The following is a 15,247-nucleotide window of genomic DNA, read 5'->3' as shown; positions in this document are numbered from 1 at the left end:
TGGCCGCGGCGGAACATGACTGGGAGCGGGCAAAAAGCGGCCTCGACGACAGGCAACCGATAGGTTGCATTTCGCGACCGGGATCCCTAACATGCAACCATCAAGTTGCATTTGATCTTCCCCACCCGCACCGGAGGACCGCATGAACATCCCCTCGACCGACCGCATCGAACGCCAGGTCCAGCTCAAGGCCCCGCGCTCGCGCGTATGGCAGGCGCTCGCCGACGCCGAATCCTTCGGCGCCTGGTTCGGCGTGAAACTCCAGGGCCAGCGCTTCGTCGCCGGCGAGTACACGCGCGGCAACCTCACCTATCCCGGCTACGAAGACCTCGTGCTGGAAGCGCTGGTCGAGCGCATCGAGCCGGAGCGCTATTTCTCCTTCCGCTGGCACCCGTATGCCATCGACCGCGAGCACGACTACGCGGACGAACCCACCACGCTGGTCGAGTTCATGCTGGAAGACCACGCTGGCGGCACCTTGCTGCGCGTGGTCGAATCGGGCTTCGACCAGATCCCGGTCGCGCGCCGCCACGAGGCCTACCGCATGAACAGCGGGGGCTGGGAAGAACAGATGCACAACATCCGCCGCTATGTCGACACGCAGTAAACCGATCGCCGCACCCGCGCTGCAGCGTGCCGCGCCCATTTTCGCCGCGCTCGGCGACGCCACCCGCCTGCGCCTGGTCGCCCTGCTCTGCGCCGGCGGCGCCATGTCGATCGCCCAGCTCACCGTAGGCACCGAGATCAGCCGGCAAGCCGTCACCAAGCACCTGCAGGTGCTGGCGGATGCGGGGCTGGTGCGCGATGCAAAGCTGGGGCGCGAGCGGCGCTGGGAACTGGAGCCGTCGCGCCTGGACGAAGCGCGGCGTTCGCTGGATGCGATCGCGGCGCAGTGGGATGCGGCGCTGCTGCGGCTGAAGGATTTCGTCGAGAACTAAAACCCGGCGCAGGTTGGGGTTCGCCACAGGCTCACCCCAACCTGCGCCGGGACGATATCAAGGCTTCATCAGTGGATTTCGTCCAGACCCGGATCGCGGGTCACCTTGAAGATCTTGGTCGGCTGCGGCACCGCATTGAGCTGCAGGCGCGGCCCCGGACGATTGGTGCAGGCATTGCCGCCGCTGACGAACACGCCGCCCTGGTTGCACTTCCAGTCATAGAAGTTCTGCAGGCCACCGGCCAGCTGCAGGCTGTAGTCGGTGCTCAGCGCCTTGCCCGGATCGAACGGCCAGCCGGCCGGCTCGTTCTGGAACCAGCGCATCCATTCCTTCGAACCCACCGGCGGCGGATTGGACTGGAAGGTCGGATTCATCGGCGACACCGCCGGCGCCTCGGCCGTCATGTGGCAGCTCATGCAGGCACTGACCGGATTGTCCACCGGACCGTTGAGGCGGCCATTCCAGCCCAGGTGGGTTGGCGGCAGCTCCTTGGTGTTGGCGTTGATCGCGGTCTCGCGCAGGTTGGGGTTGATCCTGGTCTGCGTCGGCTGCGGGTTGCTGTAGGTGTTGCCGTTGTCCTGCGGATCGTTGCCCCACATGATGCCCACCGGCACCAGGTTGTCCCAGCCGGGCTTGCCGGTCACGGCGCCGTTGTACTGGAAGGTGCCGAACAGCCAGCCCGTACCCGGCACGCGCGTATCGCGCACGGCGAAGTCCATCTGGATCAGCGCGACCTTGCGCATCACGCGGTTGGAGGACTTGAACGCGTCGGTGATGTACGCATCCCACTGCACCGGATTCTGCAGGAACGGCACTTCCGACAGCACCACGTCGGCGAACAGCGCTTTGCACACCACGGTGCCATTGGGGAAGCTGTTGGGCTTGGACGTGTAGCGCGGATCGGGATTCTGCGGATCCTTCCAGACCTGGCCGAAGGTGTAGGCGCCGAGGTCGTTGTAGATGCCCACCGCGTAGGTCTGGCCCGAGGTCTTCTGGCTCGCGGCCAGCTGCTGCGGCTGGATCTGCGCTTCCTTGGTCAGGCCATGGACGCCTTCGCGGCCGTCCGGGCCGTAGTGCTGCCACGGCGCGTGGTACCACTTGCGCACCGGGTTCTTCTGCACCACCCAGTCGGTTTCCACGTTGCCTTCCAGGCAGTATTTCTTCACCGCGTCCACGTACGGCCGCCAGGTCTCGAAGTTGTTGCTGAACTGCTTCGGCAGCAGGTTGAAGAACGCCGGCGGCGTCGAATTCGGCATCTGCTTCGGATAATCCTGGCTCAGCTGGAACAACGGACCGCTGTACAGCTTGGACGGTGGCTGGTAGCCGAAATCCGGAAACGTCCCCGCATTCGCCGCTCCAGCGACGAAGCTGAGCGCGGCCAGCGCCGCCAATACCCCTGATCGATTCATGCGCATTGCATCTGCTCCCTGTTGGATAGATGAACCCCCTGGGCGCGGACCTTGCGTCCGCGCCTGCGTCTGTCCGGAATGCGGCTGGCCCCGGACCGGCCTCATGCCGATCGCTTGCCGGCGACCTGCGTCGCCAGGAACCTGGGCTGGGAGATGTCTTGGTGTTGCCCCCTGATGCGCCCCCCTGGCGCGGCGGCGGTAAGGTCGCGCCAGGGCCGTGCAGACGATGTGACGGTACGCAGTCTCTCCAGAGAGCGGGCATTGCGTTGAAAGCCTGCCCGGACGTCCCAGCATCTGCGAGCGGACGGCGCTAGCCTTGGGGCGCTCGTGCAGTGCGTAACCACCACATCCATGAAAGGGGAAAGGCCATGACCCAGTCCGATCTACATCACGCCAATCCACATCGCTTCGCGCGCCGGCTGTTCCGGCGCGCGCTGCTCGTCCTGTTCGCGCTGGCCCTGGCGCCGCTGGCGGCCCAAGCCGCGCCGCAATCGCCTGGCTCGCAGTCGTCGGGGTTGGGCCAGGCCTGGCCCAATGCACCCGACGTCAGCGCCAGTCCGCACTGGCACGTGTACGTGTTCGAGCGCGACGGCGTGCGCTTCGTCCAGATCAACGACCTCAACGGCCGCGTGATGGGCGCCTTCGCCACCGCCGGCGGCCAGTTCCTGGTGCTGCCGATGGGCAGCGGCGCCGGCCTGAGCGTGGCGCCGGCCGGCAGCGCCGTGCCGGCCGGCGGCGAGCTGGTCTACAACGACGGCACCGTGCAGCTCACTGCCGCTCCGGCGGCGGACGGCTCGCACAACCTGCGCGCCTTCGACCTGCCCTGCACCGACCCGGTGGAGTGCAGCACGCATATCGCACCGCAATAAGCGAACCGCGGAGGCGGCCGTTTTCACGGCCGCCTCACGCCCGGGTCGGCATATCTCCCGCGCCCGGCCGGGAAGCCGGACCAACCTCGTAGCTCGCGCCTCTCCACCCCTGTAGGCGCTGTTTCCCGCGTCCGCCGACACACCCGGCGGACGCGGCTTTTTTTTGGGGCCGCGCTTTTTCGGGAACTAGGCTTTTTCCGCCGCCGCGCGGCTGGCCTCGGTGGCCAGCGACACGCTGAAGCGCAGGCGCCCGCCTTCGACGAACATGCGCAGTTGGCGATAGCGCACCAGATAGCGCAGGCCGACCGCGACCGCCGCCAGCCCCGACAACGCGCCCAGCCCCAGCGACCAGCGCGGCCCCAGCGTGTCGGCCACCCAGCCCACCAGCGGCGCGCCGATCGGCGTGCCGCCCAGGGCGATGGCGAATTGAATGGCGATCACCCGCCCGCGCATGGCCGGCGCGGTCGACAGCTGCACCAGGCTGTTGGTCGAGGTGGTGTAGGTCTGCGCGGCCATGCCCACCAGCATCAGCATCACGCCGAACCACAGATAGGTCGGCATCACCGAAGCCAGCACGCAGCCCACGCCGAAGCACAGCGCCGCGCCGATCAGATAACCCAGCCGCGGCCGCGCCTGCTGCGCGGCGAACAAGGCGCCGGCGACGGAGCCCGCAGCCATCAGCGAAGTGAGCAAACCGTACTGGTCCGCTTCGCCGTGGAACACCTTCACCACCATCGCCGCGATAAAGATCGGAAAGTTCAGGCCGAAGGTGCCGATCAGGAACAGCATCAGCAGCACCGCGCGCAGATCGTGCCGCCCCCACACATAGCGGAAGCCTTCCAGCAGGCCGCCGCGGCTGCGCTGCGCATGCAGCCGCGGATGCAGTTCCGCCGTGCGCAGCAGGCCCAGCGAAGCCAGCACCGCCACGTACGACAAGGCATTGAGCAGGAACACCCAGCCCGCGCTCATCGAGGCCAGCAGCGCGCCGGCCACCGCGGGGCCGATCATGCGCGCCGCATTGAACGAGGTGGAATTGAGCGCCACCGCATTGGAGAGATCGTCCTCGCCGGCCAGTTCCGACACGAAGGTCTGCCGCGCCGGCGCATCGAACGCCGCCACCGCGCCGAGCAGGCCGGCGAACACGTACACGTGCCACAGCCGCACCCATCCGGCCAGCGTGAGCAGGCCCAGGCCCAGCGCCAGCGCGCCCATCAGCGCCTGCGTGACCAGCAGCAGCTTGCGGCGGTCCAGATGGTCGGCCGCATAGCCGGTCAAGGGCAGCAGCAGCAACTGCGGGCCGAACTGCAAGGCCATCACGATGCCTACCGCGGTGGCGTTCTTGTGGGTCAGCTCGGTCAGCACCAGCCAGTCCTGCGCGGTGCGCTGCATCCAGGTGCCAACGTTGGAAACCAGGCCGCCGGCCGACCACACGCGGTAGTTGTAGCTGCGCAGCGAGCGGAACGCGCCTAGCACCGGCGCGCTCCCGTTCGTGCGGATGCGGGTGCGGATGCGGCTGCGCTCATGCGCGCGCGTCGAGGCGCTCGACGATCTCGCGCGTGCTGCCGGTTTCGCCCAGGCGCGGGAAGATGCGCGCGACGCTGTTGTCGTGCGCTTCGGCGCGGGTGTCGGTCATGGCGTCGATCGCCAGCGTTACGTTGAAGCCGCTTTCGAAGGCCTGGCGCGCGGTGGATTCCACGCCGATGCTGGTGGACACGCCGCCGATCACCACCTGGGTGACGCCGTGCCCGCGCAAGTAGCTGCCCAGGTCGGTGCCGGCGAACGCCCCCCAGGTCTGCTTGCTCACGCGGTGATCGCTGGCCTGCACACCCAGCTCCGGCACCAGCTCGGCCCAGTCCGCCGGACGCTCGCCGCCCGCGCGCTGCTCGACGCGGCCCGGCGCGCCGCCGGTGACATTCACCAGCACCACCGGCAAGCGGTGCCGGCGGAATGCATCGGCCAGCTCGCGCGCGTGCCTGAGCACGGCGTCGACGGGATGCGCGGTGGGATAGGCGACGATGCCCTTCTGCAGGTCGATCAGGATCAGTGCGGTGTTCGCGTCGATCGCGGTGATGCTCATGGGGAAACTCCGTGACGTGCGGGGAACACGCGCCGCGCGGGCGCGCGGGGGAGGAAACGGTCAGGCTACGCGCGGCTCCGTCGACGCATCGAGCAGGCGGCGCAGCAGCGGCATCACGGCGGCAAGCTGCGCCTGCTCGCCCGGGTCGAGCTGCTCGCGCAGCAGGCGGTCGAGCCAGTCCTCGCGCGCCGCGCGGCTGGCGCGTACCAGCTCGTGGCAGGCGGGCGTGAGGGTCCACAGCGTCTGCCTGCCGTCGGCCGGATCCGGCGCGCCGGACACCAGGTCCAGCGCTTCCAGCGAGGCGACGGTGGCGCCCATCGACTGCGGCCGCACGCCCTCGGCATGCGCCAGCGCGGTGACCGTGGCCGCGCCATGGCGTTCGAGCTGGATCAGCACCGAAGTCTGCGCGGAGGTCAGCTGATCCGTGCGGCCCTGCTTGCGCAGGCGCCGGGCGAGCTGGCCGAACACCATGCGCATTTCCACGGCGAGAGCGTGGGTGGCGTCGGGCCTGGGGGCTGGGGTGGGCATGGGGCGGCATCGTAATGGCTGCGAAGGAAAACTGCAAAGTCTTCCTTCGTATATACCTGCGAAGCCGTCATTCCGGCGCAGGCCGGAATCCAGTAGCGGTAGCGCCCGGTTGTCGCGCGAAACCAAGAGCATCGCGTGGGGCGCCCTCACTTGACCTGACGTGATCGCTACTGGATTCCGGCCTGCGCCGGAATGACGAGTGAAGGATGTCGATTCGCCAACGGCCCGTTCGTCGCCTTCATGTCCCCTCGAACCGACCGGAGTTCCCATGGCCCTGCAGCTCTACGCCCACCCGTTTTCCTCCTACAGCCAGAAGGTATTGGTCGCGCTGTACGAGAACGGCACGCCGTTCGAATGGCGCGAGCTGTCGCCGGAGCATCCGGAAGCGATTGGGCAGTGGCTGGAGATGTGGCCGGTCAAGCGGTTCCCCGTGCTCGTCGACGGCGGCCGCATGGTGGCGGAGGCCAGCACCATCATCGAATACCTGGGCCTGCACCATCCCGGCCCGGTGCGCCTGCTGCCGGAAGACCCGCGCGAAGCGCTGGAAGTGCGCGCGATGGACCGCTTCTTCGACAACTACATTTCCACGCCGCAGCAGAAAGTGGTGTTCGACGCGATCCGCCCGCAAGGCACGCAGGACGCGCATGGCGTGGCGCAGGCACGCGAGATGCTCGACGCCGCTTATGGCTGGCTCGACCGCACCATGGCCGGCCGCACCTGGGCCGCGGGCGAGCGCTTCACGCTGGCCGACTGCGGCGCGGGGCCGTTCCTGTTCTATGCCGACTGGACCCATCCGATCGACCCGGCCTTCGCCAACGTCATCGCCTACCGCAAGCGGCTGCTCGCGCGCCCCTCGTTCGCGCGCGCGGTGGACGAAGCGCGCCCCTATCGCCCGCTGTTCCCGCTTGGCGCGCCGGACCGCGACTGACATCCCCACCCGCAGGAGGACGACAAGATGAGTGCAACTCCCCTGGTTCCCGCCACCGAACTGGCCGCGCGTTCCGGCGTCGCCATTCCCGGCGAAAGCGCGGAATACCGCAAGGCGCGCACGGCGCTATTGGCCGAAGAGATCGAGCTGCGCCGGCATATCGAACGCGTGGCCGCGCAGCGCCGCGCGCTGCCGCCCGGCCCCACCATCGACGGCAACTACCGCTTCGAAGGCGAGCGCGGCCCCGTCGACTTCGCCGACCTGTTCGGCGACAAGCAGACCCTGCTGGTCTACAGCTACATGTTCGGCGCAAAACGCGAACGGCCCTGCCCCATGTGCACCTCGCTGCTCGGCGCGTGGGATGGCGAGGCGCGCGATATCCAGCAGCGCGTGGCGCTGGCCGTGATCGCCGGAGCGCCGATCGGGCGCCTGCTCGCCTTCAAGCAGGAGCGCGGCTGGCGCGACCTGCCGCTGTATACCGACCTCAATGGCGACTACACCCGCGACTTCCGCGGCATCGCGCCGGATGGCAGCGACATGCCTTCGCTCAACGTATTCACGCGGCGCGACGGCACGATCCGGCATTTCTGGAGCGAGGAAATGAGCATAGCCACCGCCGACCCGGGCCAGGACCCGCGCGGCGCGCCGGATCCGATGCCGATCTGGACTTTGCTGGACATGACGCCGGAGGGGCGCGGGAAAGATTGGTATCCGAAGTTGCAGTACGACTGATGTGCCGAAAAGAAAACGCCCGGCGGAGGCCGGGCGTTTCTTGTGCGGAAGTGGGTGGTGGCTTAGAGCTTGTAGTTCAGGCCAAACATCACCGTGCGGCCCCAGGTGTTGTAGTCCAGCGGGCGTCCCAGCTCCATGCCGTTGGGCAAGCCGGCCACCTGCATGGTCTTCTCCGGCGAGTTGGTGAGGTTGTTCACCTGCAGCAGCAGCGACAGGCCGCCCCAGCGGCTGGTCTGGTCGAACTCGTAACCGACCTGCAAGTCGGTCTGCTTATCCGCCAGCACGGTGACATAGCTGAGCTGATCGAACTTCGGCGAACTCTCGCCGGTGAACGAAGAGCGATAGCGCTCGGCGATGCGCACCGACCAGCCGTATTTCTCGTAGTAGAGCGCCAGGTTGGCAACCTTGCGCGAAAGGCCCGGCAGGGTCTTCGGGCCGCCCGGCACAGCGGATACCGAACTCACGGGGATCGAGCTGTTGGTCAGCGAGAAGTTCGCCTGCATGCCGAAGCCGTCGAGGGCGTTCGAGATCAGGCCGCCTTCGAAGGCCCCGGACAGCTCCAAGCCTTGCATGCGGCCGCCAGTGCCGTTTTCGGGACGCGTGAACAGACCAAAATCGCTCGTCGGCGTCAGAGTGGGAGTGTCGTTCTGGTATCCCGATTGCGGGAAATTGATGACTACCGTCTTGTTGTAGATGTAATTGAGCAGGTTCTTGTTGAAGACCGCGACAGCAACGTAGCTGGACTTGCCGAAATATTTCTCCCACGACAAGTCAGTACCCACAGCGATATACGGCCGCAACTGCGGGTTGCCGCCACTGCCCGACCACAGGTTCTGTCCAGCCTGCGGTCCCGTATCCACATGCGACACGCTGGCTGACGAGGCTACCTTCTCGTCGTCGATGCGCCCGCGCGCCATTGTCTTGGCCAGACCGAAGCGTAAGTACTGTCCGTCTGCAATCTGGGCAACCAGGTTCAGGCTGGGCAGGAACTTGTTGTACTTCGCGCCGCCGGAAAGCCTGCCGACCAGGTCATTGCCATTGGTCTGCAGCGCTGTTGAAGACTGGTCCGTGCGGACGAATTGGACGCCCATGTTGCCGCGCAGCGGGACATCGCCCAGATGCGTATCGATATTGAACTTGGCATAGGCAACCGGCACCTTTTCCGTGATCGAGTAGTTGCGGTTCCAGTCCGCAAGTCCATTACTCGGCACAAGATAGAACTGGCTACCCAAGGCATCCAGTACGTTGTAATTCAGCACACCGGGAATACCGCCGTAACCGAGCGAAGTCGGACCGCGCAGGAAAGCGGAGCCGACGGGTGCGCTGAAGTTATTGTCGTAGGGACCGTGCGCCGCATCATCGCCGTTGCCATTGAGATAGGCGAAATACACATCGGCCTGTTTGGTTTTCTTGCGCTCCGAGTAAGCGGCGCCAACATCAACCGTGCTGAATATCCAACCGACTGGATGCGACACTTGAAAACGCGCTGCCTTGATCGTGTCTTTCTGCTTGTCGAACTCTTCGCGTCCGTTGTAGCCGTACCTATACGGATCGGTGAATACGACGCGCGCGGGATCCCGTAAATCCACGCCAGGGCTGAAATCCGGATAGTCGTAGCCCGTAGGCGTGCGGAAGGCGATGCTCGTGGTGGGATCGCCCTCCAGTCCGCTGAAGAGATAGGCGTCGCGCAGGCGCTTCTTGGCCATCGAATACGACAGGTCGCCGGTGAGTACCCAGCCGTTGCCGAAATCGTATTGATGATTCCAGCCGGCCGAGAACAACTTGTCCTTTTCCTTGACGTATTCGTTCTGCAGGACCGGCACTACATTGCCCATGACGCCGGAAGTGACAATCGGATACGGCACGCCGGGCGTGATGCCAACATTGCTATAGACCGGCGGACCCCAGTTTTCGTAGGGGCTGTTCGACCATTGCGCACCGTTCTTGTAAGTGCGCTCGTTGAATGTCGAGTAATAGAGATCGAGTGTAGTGTGGTAGTGCTCGCCCGGAGCCCACTCCAGCACCGTCATCAAGCCGTTGCGCAACTGATTCTCCGATTGCGCACGCAACTGCATGCCCTCCTGCGACAGCACGCTATTGGGCAATCCCGGCGTGTGCGTGTTGTTGAATCCAGGCTCGATGCCATCCGGCCCGTTGTCCACACTCCACCACCACGCCTGATACTGCTTCTCCTGAATCGGCGAATCCAGCTGCGCAAAGCCAACCGCCACGCCCAGCGTGTGATCGAAGAACTGGTCGATATACGACACGCTCGCGCGATGCCCCATATCGCCCACGCCGGAGCCGGGATTGAGGTTGCCGTTGGTGTTGTGCTCGCCGCGCAGATTGATGGCGATGGCACGCTTGGGCAGGTCCAGCGGCTTGATCGTATGCAGATCCACCGTACCGGACAGCCCCTGCCCGACCAGGCTGGCATCCGGCGTCTTGTAGACCGCGGCGCCGCTGATCAGCTCAGAGGGATATTGGTCATATTCGACGCCGCGATTCTCGCCGATGGTGGCCTGTTCGCGCCCGTTGAGCGTGGTACCGGCGAAATCCGGCGAAAGGCCGCGGATCGAAATCATGTTCGCACGGCCGTCCACACGCTGCGTCGCCAGGCCCGACAAACGCGCCAGGCTTTCCGCGATGCTCGCATCCGGCAGCTTGCCGATGTCCTCGGCCGAGATCGCCTCGATGATGCTGTCCGAATTCTGCTTCGCGCGGATCGAACTCTCGATGCTGCCGCGAATACCGGTGACCACCACTTCCTGCAGGTTGCTGACCTGCCCCGGGGCCGGCTTCTTGTTGGCATCCTGGGCCTGGCTGGCGGGTGCCTGCTGTGGCGGCGTGGTGTCCGCCGGCTTGGCGGTTGTCTGCGCGTCCTGTGCACTGGCAATACCCGATGCCAGCAAAGCGGCGATACATGCCGCAGCGAGCGGCTTGCGTGCAATGACCAGCCGCGAACGCGGCGCGAGGCCCTGACTCATGACTCCATTCCTCCCTCTTTTATTGGGTGCCCCCCATGGCACCGGCAGGCATACGCGCCAATGGAGCAAGTCATCGCGAGATGCCCGCTCTTCGGATGGCGCGTGCCCGGATTCGCCGCGGAGAATGAGCGAGCGTCAGCGCCGCGTCATTCCGCGGCGCAACAACTTACTGAGGGAAGGTTCAGCAGCGTGAAAACGACGGATAGAACGCGTAAGGAAAAATCAGACTGGTCCTACGCAAACGGCACGGCCTCCGCGGGCACGACCTCCATCCGCGTGCCATACGTCTGCAGTCTCGCCAGCACCCAGTTGTGATGCGCCGTGATCCGTTCCGCCGGCAGCACCTCGTTGTCCACCGTCGAGTGCGCATCGCCCGCCAAAGTCACGTGATATCCCAGCGCCAGCGCATGCCGCACCGTGGTGTCGATGCAGAAATCGCTCTGCAGCCCGCAGATCGCCAGATGATCGATGCCGCGCTGCTGCAGCAGCTGGCCCAATTCGGTTTCGTAGAACGAATCCGGCGTCAGCTTGCGCACGCGCGGGTCGCCAGGCCGCGCATGCAGGCCGTCGACCAGTTGCCAACCGGAGGTGTCGTGCACCAGGTCGCCTTCGCCCTCTTCGTGCTGGATCAGCACCACCGGCACGCCGGCCGCCCGGGCGCGATCGATCAGCCCGTTCACCCGCTGCAGCACGCGGTCGATATCGTGTGCGGCCCATTCGCCGCTGCACAGGCCTTGCTGCATGTCGATCACGAGTAGGGCGGAAGTCATGGCGAAGAGGGCGTGAGACGGGACGAGGATCATAGCCTTCGGCGAAGTGGTCCGGCGAAGGCTGGCCAAGTGGCTATTTCCGCTCCGCCGCAGGCCACGCATGGTGGCGCCACCCCAACTCAAGCCGAGGTGATGCATGCGCGAGATCGACACGCACCGCCGCCAGCTCCTGCAATGGACCCTGGCCAGCCTGCCCGCCCTGCCCACCATGCTCGTCGCCCTTGGCGGCCTGGGCATGGCCCCGCCCGCGGCGGCGGCCGCTTCCGGCGCGCATGACTTCGATTTCTTCCTCGGCAACTGGCGCGTGCACCACCGCCGCCTGCGCAAGCGCCTGGCCGGCAGCCGGGATTGGGACGAGTTCGAAGGCAGCTCCCGCTGCCAGGCCCTGCTCGGCGGGCTGGTCAATGTCAACGAGAGCGAATCGCGCCGCGGCGGCCAGACCTACAACGGCTTAGGCATCCGCGCCTACGACGCCGCCAGCGGGCTATGGGCCGACTGGTATCTGGACGGCGGCAAGCCGACCTCGATCGAAGCCGCCGGCTCCGGGCGCTTCGCGGGCGGCGTCGGCACCTTCCTCGCCGACGAAACCTTCGAGGGCAAGCCGGTCAAGGTGCGCGGCATCTTTACGCCGGTCACCGCCGATACCTGCCAATGGGAGCAGGCCTTCTCGCCGGATGAAGGCCGCAGCTGGGAAACCAACTGGATCATGCGCTACACGCGCGTCTGAGCTTCGATCCTCATTCGCCTGACACCGCCGGCCCGCCAGGGTGCCGGCCGGCGGCTTGCTAAAGATTTTGATAGCCCGGTTTTGCCCCCTCGGGCCTACTGCTCGTGCCTCATCCACACGAGTAGAAACCCATGAATCGCACAGCTGCAATGCGGCTGCAGGCGCTGGCCTGCCTCGCCCTGAGCCTGGGCCTTGGCCATGCCGCCCAAGCCTCTGACCATCTCGACACCCCCTCGGTGATCGGCGACCCGCGCGCCGATATCGGCGACCTCTATGCCTGGACCGCGCCCGATGGCAAGCACCTGAACCTGGTGATGGACATCGTCGGGCATACGTTCTCGGACAAGCTCGACTACGTCTTCCATATCGACAGCGGCAAGCGCTTCGGCCACAGCACGGCGAGCACCGCCTTGCGCTGCCGTTTCCGCTCGGGCACCGATGTCACCTGCACCGCGGGCGATGCCGACAAGGCGCAGGGCAACCCTGGCGACAGCAAGGGACTGGTCAGCGAACACGGCAGCTTCCGCGTCTTCGCCGGCCCGCGCGACGATCCCTTCTTCAACAACGTCAAGGGCACGCGCGCCGCCTATGACAAGGCGCACGCCGCGCTCGAAGCCGGCGCCAAAGTGGACGCCGCGGGCTGCCCGGCCTTCGATGCGCCCACCGTGCGCGCGGTGGCCGACGAGTGGCGCCACACCCAGGGCGGCCCGGCCAAGAACCTGCTCGCCGGCTGGACCACCTCGGCCATCGTCATCTCGATCGACTTGGGCGCGGTGAACAAGGGAGGGCCGCTGCTCGCGGTATGGGCCGCCACCCAGGGGCCAACGCGGCAGATCGATCGCGCCGGCCGCCCGCTCACCGGCAATGCCCTGCTCGGCACGCTCGCCCCGGAGGAGATCAGCGACGCGTTCAAGGAGACCTACAACATGGCGACGCCCGCGGACGGCGCGAAGTTCGTCGACGAGATCGCCAGCAATCTGGGGCTGTACGACGGCTTCGACGGCAAGTGCGGCAACCAGTGGCTGGCCGACGGCAAGGCCGCGCCGGCACGCCGCTACCACGCGCTTGCCGCGCTGCTCGCCGACGATCGCCTGTGGGTGAACAGCGCTTCGGCCACCTGCACGCAGTTCTTCGCGGTGGAACGCGCGGCGCTGGGCGGCAATCGCGAATTGGCGAAGGACTGCGGCGGGCGCACGCCGAACTACAGCGCCTCCAACGTATGGCGTTCGATGCTGGTCGACGGCACGCCGGACAGCGTCAGCGATGGCTTGACGCGCGATGAGCGCGAGCATTCGGACAGCGTCTTTCCGTTCCTCGCGGCGCCCGATGCGCAGGCCGCTGCCACCGGGGCGTATCAGTGATGGCTACGCCATCCATCCGTGGGCGTAGCGCTTTTCTCGGCGGCTGCGTCCTCTCGCTCCCCGCGTATGCGCATACGGGCACGGGCCTGGCCGGCGGCTTTCTCGCCGGCTTCGCCCATCCGCTGTCCGGCGCGGATCATCTGCTGGCGATGGTCTCGGTCGGCTTGTGGGGCGCGTTTCTCGGCCGCCCGCTGGTGCATCTGCTGCCGGTGGTGTTCCCCGCAATGATGGTGGGCGGGGCGATGCTCGGCATGTTCGGTGCGCCGTTGCCGTCGGTGGAGAGCGGCATCGCGCTGTCGGTGCTGGTGCTGGGCCTGTGCATTGCGCTGGCGTGGCGTGCACCGGCGTGGGCGGCGGTCGCGGTGGTGGCGTTGTTCGCGTTGTTCCATGGCTATGCGCATGGCCGCGAGTTGCCGGCGGCCGCCGACCCGGTGGGCTACAGCAGCGGTTTCGTGCTGGCGACGGGCTTGCTGCACGTGGCGGGGATTGCGCTGGGCCTGCTGTGTGCGCAACCGGTTGGCAAACTGGTGGCGCGAGGCATCGGTGCGTCGATTGGCGTCGCCGGCTTGTGCTTTCTGCTGAAGGCCGTGTCATGAGGGGCGGCGTGCCGGCGGCCATGTTGCTGTGCGCCGCGTTCGGCGTGGCTTTGGCGTTTGCGCCGCGGCGTGTGTGGTTGGCATGCCTTGGGTTGGTGGCGATGGCGGCGACCATGGGTTTTGCGTTGAAGCCGCCGGCAGCAGCCGTTGATGCGGTGTTTCTATGCGGTTGGCTCAGCACAGTAGCTTGTGCCGCGATGGTGCATCTGCGTGACGGGGTTCCTGCGCGGCTCGCCCTGCTGCTGGCGGCCGATGCCGGAATGTGGAGCGGCGCCATGATCGCTTTCGAAGGCCGCTGGTTCCACCTGCCTGTCGCCTGGCTATGCACGCTGGCGCTGGTTCCCGCCGCGCTGGCGGTGCACTGGCGCGTGCCGATCGCCGCCAAAGTGGTGTCGAGCTGGCTGATCGCCATCGCCGTGCTTGCCGCCGCCCTGCCCTATCTGCCCGTGACACCGGGCTATCTGCCGGATCATCTCGAATGAGCATGCGCAGCTGGATCGCTACAGCATTGTTCGCGCTCGCCGCATGGCCGGTTTGCGCGCACGACTTCTGGCTGCAACCGTCGCCGTATTGGCTAGCGCCCCAAAGCGCGGTGCAGTTGACGTTGCAAGTGGGCCACGGCCCCTATCGGCAGCGCTCGCCGATTCCTGTGCGGCGCATTGCACGCTTCGAAGACCTGGCGCCGGATGGAGCCATCGGCGATCTGCGCCCCCGCTTGCATCTTGGCGCCGCAGAAGCCGATGCCGATGCGCCGCTGGCCGTGCCCGGCACGCATCTGCTGGTGCTGGAAACCGACAACGGCGCGATGACTTCCTTGCCGGCCATCCGTTTCAACGACTACCTGCGGGCGGAGGGCCTGACACCGGCCCTGGTCGAACGCGAACGAACGCATCGTACGGACCGCGACGGCGCCGAACGCTACCGGCGCCATGCCAAGGCCTTGGTGCAGGTTGGCGCGCCGGGCGCGGGTGGCTCCGACGCCGTCACCCGCCCGCTCGGCCTGGCCTTGGAAATCGTCCCCGAGCGCAACCCCTACGCGCTGCCCCACCACGACGAACTCCCCGTCAAAGTCCTCTATCTCGGCCACCCGCTGCCCGGCGCCCTGGTCAAGCTGACCCGTCTGGAACACGACGAAAGCCCTGTGGAAACCCATCGCACCGACGCCGCCGGCCGCGCCGTCTTCACCGTACCGGCGCACGGCAGCTGGCTGCTCAACGTCATCTGGACCCGCCCGCTGCCCGCCAGCGACGACGCGGACTTCGAAACCTCGTTTTCGAGCCTGGCGTTCGGCTTCCCCTGAACCACTTCGGCACCCCAATCAGGCT

The 15,247-nt window shown here is 66.7% G+C and carries 16 protein-coding genes; 10 read left to right on the top strand and 6 right to left on the bottom strand.

The genetic code is table 11. From position 1 onward, the window contains the following. Window positions 1–142 precede the first annotated feature (142 nt). Both FHW85_RS01000 and FHW85_RS00995 read left to right on the top strand, forming a co-directional pair. On the top strand, window positions 143–607 hold the full coding sequence (locus tag FHW85_RS01000) for an SRPBCC family protein (protein ID WP_168647034.1): 465 nt from the start codon (window positions 143–145) through the stop codon (window positions 605–607). Continuing rightward, window positions 591–938, top strand: a complete 348-nt coding sequence (locus FHW85_RS00995; RefSeq protein ID WP_167254188.1) for a metalloregulator ArsR/SmtB family transcription factor — start codon at window positions 591–593, stop codon at window positions 936–938. Before FHW85_RS01000 ends, FHW85_RS00995 begins: the two co-directional genes overlap by 17 nt. Window positions 939–1,006: 68 nt before the next feature. Here the strand turns inward: FHW85_RS00995 and FHW85_RS00990 are convergent, their stop codons facing one another. After that, the gene (locus FHW85_RS00990) at window positions 1,007–2,347 is read right to left on the bottom strand and encodes a hypothetical protein (RefSeq protein ID WP_168647033.1); all 1,341 of its coding nucleotides are present in this window, start codon (window positions 2,345–2,347) and stop codon (window positions 1,007–1,009) included. Window positions 2,348–2,715: 368 nt separating this feature from the next. Here FHW85_RS00990 and FHW85_RS00985 point away from each other — a divergent pair, with 368 nt between their 5' ends. Then, entirely contained in the window at window positions 2,716–3,216 is a 501-nt protein-coding gene (locus FHW85_RS00985) for a hypothetical protein (RefSeq protein WP_246866602.1), read from the top strand. 186 nt (window positions 3,217–3,402) lie between these two features. Here FHW85_RS00985 and FHW85_RS00980 read toward each other — a convergent pair whose 3' ends face one another. Genes FHW85_RS00980 through FHW85_RS00970 form a run of 3 tightly spaced genes read right to left on the bottom strand, consistent with a single transcriptional unit; the run spans window position 3,403 to window position 5,821 of the window. After that, window positions 3,403–4,689, bottom strand: coding sequence for an MFS transporter (locus tag FHW85_RS00980; protein WP_167254184.1), 1,287 nt, complete (start codon window positions 4,687–4,689; stop codon window positions 3,403–3,405). Window positions 4,690–4,735: 46 nt separating this feature from the next. Continuing rightward, window positions 4,736–5,293, bottom strand: coding sequence for an isochorismatase family protein (locus FHW85_RS00975; RefSeq protein WP_167254182.1), 558 nt, complete (start codon window positions 5,291–5,293; stop codon window positions 4,736–4,738). Window positions 5,294–5,353: 60 nt separating this feature from the next. Further along, entirely contained in the window at window positions 5,354–5,821 is a 468-nt protein-coding gene (locus FHW85_RS00970) for a MarR family transcriptional regulator (protein WP_168647032.1), read from the bottom strand. A 268-nt stretch (window positions 5,822–6,089) separates the two neighbouring features. Here FHW85_RS00970 and FHW85_RS00965 point away from each other — a divergent pair, with 268 nt between their 5' ends. Continuing rightward, the gene (locus FHW85_RS00965) at window positions 6,090–6,749 is read left to right on the top strand and encodes a glutathione S-transferase family protein (RefSeq protein ID WP_168647031.1); all 660 of its coding nucleotides are present in this window, start codon (window positions 6,090–6,092) and stop codon (window positions 6,747–6,749) included. A 27-nt stretch (window positions 6,750–6,776) separates the two neighbouring features. Then, window positions 6,777–7,481, top strand: coding sequence for a DUF899 family protein (locus tag FHW85_RS00960; RefSeq protein ID WP_168647030.1), 705 nt, complete (start codon window positions 6,777–6,779; stop codon window positions 7,479–7,481). A 62-nt stretch (window positions 7,482–7,543) separates the two neighbouring features. Here FHW85_RS00960 and FHW85_RS00955 read toward each other — a convergent pair whose 3' ends face one another. Further along, entirely contained in the window at window positions 7,544–10,468 is a 2,925-nt protein-coding gene (locus tag FHW85_RS00955; RefSeq protein ID WP_168647029.1) for a TonB-dependent receptor, read from the bottom strand. 233 nt (window positions 10,469–10,701) lie between these two features. After that, on the bottom strand, window positions 10,702–11,238 hold the full coding sequence (locus tag FHW85_RS00950) for a cysteine hydrolase family protein (RefSeq protein ID WP_168647028.1): 537 nt from the start codon (window positions 11,236–11,238) through the stop codon (window positions 10,702–10,704). Window positions 11,239–11,374: 136 nt separating this feature from the next. Here FHW85_RS00950 and FHW85_RS00945 point away from each other — a divergent pair, with 136 nt between their 5' ends. The 5 genes from FHW85_RS00945 (at window position 11,375) to FHW85_RS00925 (ending at window position 15,222) form a co-directional block, all read left to right on the top strand. Continuing rightward, window positions 11,375–11,965 carry a DUF1579 domain-containing protein gene (locus FHW85_RS00945; RefSeq protein ID WP_168647027.1) on the top strand — a complete coding sequence of 197 codons (591 nt, stop codon included), beginning with the start codon at window positions 11,375–11,377 and terminating at the stop codon, window positions 11,963–11,965. A 131-nt stretch (window positions 11,966–12,096) separates the two neighbouring features. Then, window positions 12,097–13,326, top strand: coding sequence for a DUF4331 family protein (locus tag FHW85_RS00940; RefSeq protein WP_168647026.1), 1,230 nt, complete (start codon window positions 12,097–12,099; stop codon window positions 13,324–13,326). Next, window positions 13,326–13,922, top strand: a complete 597-nt coding sequence (locus FHW85_RS00935) for a HupE/UreJ family protein (protein ID WP_168647025.1) — start codon at window positions 13,326–13,328, stop codon at window positions 13,920–13,922. The genes FHW85_RS00940 and FHW85_RS00935 overlap by 1 nt, the downstream gene beginning before the upstream one ends. Before the next feature lie 8 nt (window positions 13,923–13,930). Beyond that, window positions 13,931–14,404, top strand: coding sequence for a hypothetical protein (locus FHW85_RS00930; protein WP_168647024.1), 474 nt, complete (start codon window positions 13,931–13,933; stop codon window positions 14,402–14,404). Then, complete coding sequence (locus tag FHW85_RS00925; protein WP_210427671.1) at window positions 14,401–15,222, top strand: DUF4198 domain-containing protein; 822 nt, start codon at window positions 14,401–14,403, stop codon at window positions 15,220–15,222. Before FHW85_RS00930 ends, FHW85_RS00925 begins: the two co-directional genes overlap by 4 nt. Window positions 15,223–15,247: the final 25 nt, after the last annotated feature.

The organism is Dyella sp. SG609, from assembly GCF_012275375.1.
Taxonomy (GTDB): Bacteria; Pseudomonadota; Gammaproteobacteria; order Xanthomonadales; family Rhodanobacteraceae; genus Dyella_D; species Dyella_D marensis.
Note: the sequence above shows the minus strand (reverse complement) of the source record. Positions and strands in the feature narration are given on the sequence as shown.

Coding starts and splice junctions, on each gene's coding strand:
- FHW85_RS00985 (WP_246866602.1), top strand. CDS start 2,716: ATGACCCAGTCCGATCTACATCACGCCAATCCACATCGCTTCGCGCGC.
- FHW85_RS00955 (WP_168647029.1), bottom strand. CDS start 10,468: ATGAGTCAGGGCCTCGCGCCGCGTTCGCGGCTGGTCATTGCACGCAAG.
- FHW85_RS00925 (WP_210427671.1), top strand. CDS start 14,401: ATGAGCATGCGCAGCTGGATCGCTACAGCATTGTTCGCGCTCGCCGCA.
- FHW85_RS00940 (WP_168647026.1), top strand. CDS start 12,097: ATGAATCGCACAGCTGCAATGCGGCTGCAGGCGCTGGCCTGCCTCGCC.
- FHW85_RS00965 (WP_168647031.1), top strand. CDS start 6,090: ATGGCCCTGCAGCTCTACGCCCACCCGTTTTCCTCCTACAGCCAGAAG.
- FHW85_RS00990 (WP_168647033.1), bottom strand. CDS start 2,347: ATGAATCGATCAGGGGTATTGGCGGCGCTGGCCGCGCTCAGCTTCGTC.
- FHW85_RS00945 (WP_168647027.1), top strand. CDS start 11,375: ATGCGCGAGATCGACACGCACCGCCGCCAGCTCCTGCAATGGACCCTG.
- FHW85_RS00995 (WP_167254188.1), top strand. CDS start 591: ATGTCGACACGCAGTAAACCGATCGCCGCACCCGCGCTGCAGCGTGCC.
- FHW85_RS00975 (WP_167254182.1), bottom strand. CDS start 5,293: ATGAGCATCACCGCGATCGACGCGAACACCGCACTGATCCTGATCGAC.
- FHW85_RS00935 (WP_168647025.1), top strand. CDS start 13,326: ATGGCTACGCCATCCATCCGTGGGCGTAGCGCTTTTCTCGGCGGCTGC.
- FHW85_RS00950 (WP_168647028.1), bottom strand. CDS start 11,238: ATGACTTCCGCCCTACTCGTGATCGACATGCAGCAAGGCCTGTGCAGC.
- FHW85_RS00970 (WP_168647032.1), bottom strand. CDS start 5,821: ATGCCCACCCCAGCCCCCAGGCCCGACGCCACCCACGCTCTCGCCGTG.
- FHW85_RS00960 (WP_168647030.1), top strand. CDS start 6,777: ATGAGTGCAACTCCCCTGGTTCCCGCCACCGAACTGGCCGCGCGTTCC.
- FHW85_RS01000 (WP_168647034.1), top strand. CDS start 143: ATGAACATCCCCTCGACCGACCGCATCGAACGCCAGGTCCAGCTCAAG.